Origin of the sequence: Kitasatospora sp. NPDC001540 (genome assembly GCF_042894345.1) — a bacterium.
Classification (GTDB): domain Bacteria; phylum Actinomycetota; class Actinomycetes; order Streptomycetales; family Streptomycetaceae; genus Kitasatospora; species Kitasatospora phosalacinea_C.
In genome coordinates, this window is record NZ_JBIAVO010000048.1 from 1 (window position 1) to 5,242 (window position 5,242).

5 protein-coding genes are annotated in these 5,242 nt (G+C 73.3%); 1 reads left to right on the forward strand and 4 read right to left on the reverse strand.

Annotation, left to right across the window (positions count from 1 at the left end):
• Positions 1 to 91 precede the first annotated feature (91 nt).
• The 3 genes from ACFY00_RS34565 to ACFY00_RS34575 form a co-directional block, all read right to left on the reverse strand.
• Positions 92 to 532 (reverse strand): SRPBCC domain-containing protein, encoded by a 441-nt coding sequence (locus ACFY00_RS34565; protein ID WP_388037271.1) that lies wholly within the window; start codon positions 530 to 532, stop codon positions 92 to 94.
• A 133-nt stretch (positions 533 to 665) separates the two neighbouring features.
• Positions 666 to 1,001 (reverse strand): ArsR/SmtB family transcription factor, encoded by a 336-nt coding sequence (locus tag ACFY00_RS34570; RefSeq protein WP_388037273.1) that lies wholly within the window; start codon positions 999 to 1,001, stop codon positions 666 to 668.
• The gene (locus ACFY00_RS34575; protein ID WP_388037275.1) at positions 998 to 1,462 is read right to left on the reverse strand and encodes an SRPBCC family protein; all 465 of its coding nucleotides are present in this window, start codon (positions 1,460 to 1,462) and stop codon (positions 998 to 1,000) included. The genes ACFY00_RS34570 and ACFY00_RS34575 overlap by 4 nt, the downstream gene beginning before the upstream one ends.
• Positions 1,463 to 1,761: 299 nt before the next feature.
• On the opposite strand from ACFY00_RS34575, the gene ACFY00_RS34580 reads away from it, so the two are divergent.
• Positions 1,762 to 3,420, forward strand: a complete 1,659-nt coding sequence (locus tag ACFY00_RS34580) for a carbohydrate binding domain-containing protein (RefSeq protein WP_388037278.1) — start codon at positions 1,762 to 1,764, stop codon at positions 3,418 to 3,420.
• 165 nt (positions 3,421 to 3,585) lie between these two features.
• Here ACFY00_RS34580 and ACFY00_RS34585 read toward each other — a convergent pair whose 3' ends face one another.
• Complete coding sequence (locus ACFY00_RS34585; RefSeq protein ID WP_388037280.1) at positions 3,586 to 5,034, reverse strand: ATP-binding protein; 1,449 nt, start codon at positions 5,032 to 5,034, stop codon at positions 3,586 to 3,588.
• Positions 5,035 to 5,242: the final 208 nt, after the last annotated feature.

A 5,242-nucleotide genomic window follows, 5' to 3' on the forward strand; every position in this document is an offset into this window, starting at 1 on the left:
AGCTACCTCGCCGGCCTCCAGCTTCGCGGCGCGATGATCTGGATCAAGGACCTCACCAGGACCACCCCTTGATCACGACCAAATACGCTCCCTAGTGCCAGTCGCTGATCCGGACGTCGTGGGGCGAGGGCTCGCCCCGGCCGGTCTCGACCAGCTTCTTGAGGCTCATCAGGTAGATCGCCCACTTGGTGCTGCAGTGGTGCATGAACTCCACCGGCTCCCGCCAGCCTTCGTGCCGGAACAGGACGATCGTCCAGCCGTCCTCCTGCCGGAGCTCGAAGACGATCCGGGTGCCGATCCACTCCTCGGGGCCGTCGACGACCTCCCAGCGCACGCGCCGCGCGGGCTCGGTGTCCAGCACCTTCATGTCGAACCCGCCGGGCGGGAAGCGGAAGCGGACGACGCCACCGGTGGCGGGGTCGCCGTCCGTGTCCTCCGTCCACCAGCCGGCCAGGCCCTGGACGGTCGTCAGGGCCGTGTAGACGTCCTCGGGGGACGCCGTGACGCCGATCCTGTGCAGGATGTCCACCATCTCGGGCACCTCTTCCCGGTGCGGGCGCCCGCGGGCGGGCGCGGTCCGTCGGCGCCGCCACGGTGGTGGCGCCGTTCCGTGCGGTCGTGCGGTCGTGCGGGTGCGGGGCGGGCAGGGCGGGTGGGGCGCGGGGTCAGCCCTGGTGGCGCTGGATCGTCTCGGCGATGCGCTTGATGCGCCGCAGCCTGGCGTCCCAGGCGGCCCCGACCGAGGACAACTGGGCTACCGCGCGGGCGAGTTGGGCCTCGTCGACCTCGTAGCGGCGTTCGCGGCCGGAGGGCGTGCCGTGGACCAGGCCCACCCGGTCGAGCACGCCGAGGTGCTTGGCGACCGCCTGCCGGGTGACCGGCAGTTGCCCGCTCAGCGTGGTCGCCGTCCCGCCGCCGTCGGCCAGCAGCAGGTCGAGCATCCGCCGTCGCGTGGGGTCCCCCACCGCGGACCAGAGGTCGTCGTCGACGGTGGCGCTCACGGGGTCGACACCAGCCGCGCGACGTACGCGCCGAGGCGGGGCAGGAAGAAGTTCCAGCCGTTGGCGTGGTCCTGGTACCGCTCCTCCAGGACGGCCGCCTCCCATCCCCGCTCCCGGAACCCCGTCTCGGTGAAGCGCAGCAGCGTGCCGGTGCCCGACGGGGCCAGTTCGAAGACCACCAGGAGCGAGTTGGCCGAGGTCGGGGCCTCGTCCCGGTCGTGGGTCCACCGGAACGAGAACCGCCGGGGCGGGTCGGCCTCGACCACCGTGAGCGGGACGACCTTCGCGTCCGGTGCGGACCGGTCGCCGAAGACGACGGCTCCGGTGCCGCCGGGCACCGGCTCGAACTCCGCCTCGTCCGGCCACCACTCCCGCAGGTGTTCGGGCGTGCTGATCGCCTGGTAGACCACTTCGGGCGCGGCGTCGATGTGGATCTCCCGCTCGATGCTGCCGAGTTCCATCGGGCCCCTCCGTTCTCTCGCAACCTCTGGTTGCTCATTACGGTAGACCGGTCCGCCGCGATGTGCAACCTTCGGTTGCTCAATTCACCACCCTTTCCGAAATGGTCCAGACCCTCGCTATTGGTCCAGACCTATTGACGGCCCCTGCCCCCGCTCCTACGATCCGGCTGGGCACAACCCCCCACATGTCCCACCTCACCCGCAGCCGGGCACCGCGCCCCCACAGCGCTGGTCATGCCCATGACCAGGTGTTTCGGCGGGAAGGGAGCACGATGTTCCGTCGAAGGTCGTCCACGCCCGTGGAGCGCGCCGCCCAGGCGTCCCGGGTCAGCCACGCCCGCTCCGGCCCGAGCGCCGCCCGGCGCACGCTGGCCGGGGTCAGCGCCGCCGCCGTGATCGGCACCGGCCTCGCCGTGGCGGGCTCGGTCACCGCCTCCGCCGACGTCGCCAACCTGATCGCCAACCCCGGCTTCGAGAGCGGCCTCGCCAACTGGACCTGCACCAGCGGCTCCGGCGCGACGGTCGTCAGCACCCCGGTGCACGGCGGCACCTCCGCGCTCAAGGCCACCCCCGGCGGCCAGGACAGCGCGCAGTGCTCGCAGACCATCAGCGTGCAGCCCAACTCGCAGTACACCCTGAGCGGCTTCGTCCAGGGCAGCTACGTCTACCTCGGCGCCACCGGCACCGGCGTGAACGCCTCCACCTGGGCCCCGGGCAACGCCTCGTACGGCCAGCTCAGCACCACCTTCTCCACCGGCGCGTCCACCACCTCGGTGACCGTCTTCGTGCACGGCTGGTACGGCCAGCCCGCGTTCTACGCGGACGACCTGGTGCTCAGCGGCCCCGGCGGCAGCGGCAGCCCCTCGCCGTCGCAGTCCACCGGCAGCTCGCCGAGCCCGTCCCCGTCCCCCTCGCAGTCCACCGGCAGCTCGCCGAGCCCCTCCCCGTCGAACTCCACCAGCACCTCGCCGAGCCCGTCCAGCAGCGCCACCTCGGGCGACGTCACCTGCGCCACCAAGCCCCGGCCGACCGGCAAGGTCCTGCAGGGCTACTGGGAGAACTGGGACGGCGCCTCCAACGGCGTGCACCCGGGCCTCGGTTGGACCCCGATCACCGACAGCCGGATCGGCCAGCACGGCTACAACGTGCTCACCACCGCGTTCCCGGTGATCCTCTCCGACGGCACCGTGCTCTGGCAGGACGGCATGGACACCGGCGTCAAGGTGCCCACCCCCGCCGAGATGTGCCAGGCCAAGGCCAACGGCGCGACCGTCCTGATGTCGATCGGCGGCGCCGCCGCGGGCATCGACCTCAGCTCCAGCGCGGTGGCCGACAAGTTCGTCGCCACCATCGTGCCGATCCTGAAGAAGTACAACTTCGACGGCATCGACATCGACATCGAGACCGGCCTGTCCGGCAGCGGCAGCATCGGCACCCTGTCCGCCTCGCAGTCCAACCTGATCCGCATCATCGACGGCGTCCTGGGCCAGATGCCGGCCGGCTTCGGCCTGACCATGGCCCCGGAGACCGCGTACGTCACCGGCGGCAGCGTCACCTACGGCTCCATCTGGGGCTCGTACCTGCCGATCATCAAGAAGTACGTGGACAACGGCCGGCTGTGGTGGCTGAACATGCAGTACTACAACGGCTCCATGTACGGCTGCTCCGGCGACTCCTACTCGGCCGGCACCGTCCAGGGCTTCACCGCCCAGACCACCTGCCTCAACAACGGCCTGACCATCCAGGGCACCACGATCAAGGTCCCCTACGACAAGCAGGTCCCCGGCCTCCCGGCCCAGTCGGGCGCGGGCGGCGGCTACATGACCCCCAGCCTGGTCTCCCAGGCCTACGGCTCCTTCAACGGCCAGCTGAAGGGCCTGATGACCTGGTCGATCAACTGGGACGGCTCGAAGGGCTGGACCTTCGGCGACAACGTCAAGGCCCTGCAGGGCCGCTGACGCCCGGTAGCCGGCAGGAAGTACGACACGGGCCGGGGCCCCGGCGCGGCGGGGGGGGCCCGGGGCCGCCCCCCCCACCGCCCCCACCCGCGCCCCACAACCCCCCGGGCCGGCCCCCCCGGCGGGGGGGGCCCCCCGGCCCCCCGGCCCCTCCCGTTCCGGGGCTCACCGCCAGGCACCGACCACCTGGTCGGGGCCCCACAGCAGGTCGACCCTTCCCTCACCGGCGTCCGGGGCGGCACCGGACAGCGAGGCCACCACCAGGCCGGTGCGGTCCGGGTCGAAGCCGGGCACCTGCGGCGCCGCGCGGGTCAGGGCCGCCAGGTCGTGGCGGTCGAAGGGGCTGAGCAGCCACTTGGTGGAGCCGACGAAGGAGATCCGTCCCGCGACCGGGGACCGGTCGGCGCCGACCAGGTCGACCTCCGGGTCGAACTGCCGGTTCCACCAGCCCCCGACCGCCTCGACGCCCTCCCAGGGCAGCGCCCCGTCCACGGCGGCCAGTTCGAGGGACTGCCGGACCAGCGGCTCGACGGCCCGCCCCCGCCAGGCGGCCCACCGACGCTCCACCACCCGGAAGGCCGCCTCCGGCCGGCCCCGGCGGACCTGTTCCTGCGCGCTGCGCAGGACTGCCAGGTAGAGGCGGAGGTTGCTGTCGGCGATCCGGTAGAGGGCCGGTTTGCCCGGCCGGGTGGACACCGGCTCGTCCACGGCCAGGACGTGCTTCTCCTCGACCAGGCGTCGCAGCAGGGGCGACAGGGAGCCGGAGGCCAGCGCGCCCTCGCGGCTGCCGGCCGTCGCGGCGATGTTGGCGTGCGTGCGGTCGCCTCCCCCGACGGCCTCCAGGACCCGGCGGGCCTGGTCCGGGGCCGGGAACTCCGCCAGCAGGGAGGACTCGGGGACGGAGAAGACCGGGGAGGCCGGGTCCGCGCACTCCTGTTCCAGGAAGGGGAGAGCGGGGGTGGCGTGCGGCCAGGCCCGCAGGATGCCTGGCAGTCCGCCCGAGACCAGGTGCGCGTCGACCGCGTCGGCCGGGTCCAGGCCGAGGGCCTCGCCGACCTCGGCGGGGTTCAGCGGCCCCAGCACCAGGTTGTCGGCACGGCCGTAGAAGGGCCGGTCGTAGGAGGTGAGGCGCTCCATCATGTGCAGGTCGCTGCCGAGCAGGAGGAGCAGGACGGGCCGCTTCGCCAGGAGCCGGTCCCACGCCGTCTGGAGGGCCCCGTCGAAGAGGCCGTCCTGTTCGGAGAGCCAGGGCACCTCGTCGATCACCACGATCGACGGCCGGTCCGGCAGGGCCGCCGCCAGCGCCCGGAACGCGTCCGGCCAGCTCCCGGAACCGCCGGAGGGCACCAGGTCGGCATCGCGGGGGAGCGCGGACTCCCGCAGGTCGGACAGGAACTCGGCCACGGCCTCCACCGGCGAAGCGCCTTTGGTGGCGGTGAAGAAGAGGTACGGGACGGCCGCCCGGTCGCAGAACTCCTGGACCAGACGCGACTTGCCGACCTGACGGCGGCCCCTGATCGCCACCGCCGCGCCCGCCCCCGAGCCCGCGACCCGTTCGAGCCGCTTGCCCAGCAGGGCGAGCTCCGTCCTCCGCCCGACGAACGAGGGGACCACGCCGAACCCCGATCAGGTAGTTCCAATCTACGTAGATTCAATCTACCCAGACCGGCTCTCCCCCGCACGGGGCGACACGGGCCGGGCCCCCGGGGCGGCGGGGGGGGCCCGGGGCCGCCCCCCCCCCCCCCCGCGGGGCGGGGGGGGCGGGCGGGGGGGGGGGGGGGGTGGTGGGGGGGGGGGGGGCCGCGGGGCGGGGGGGGGCGGA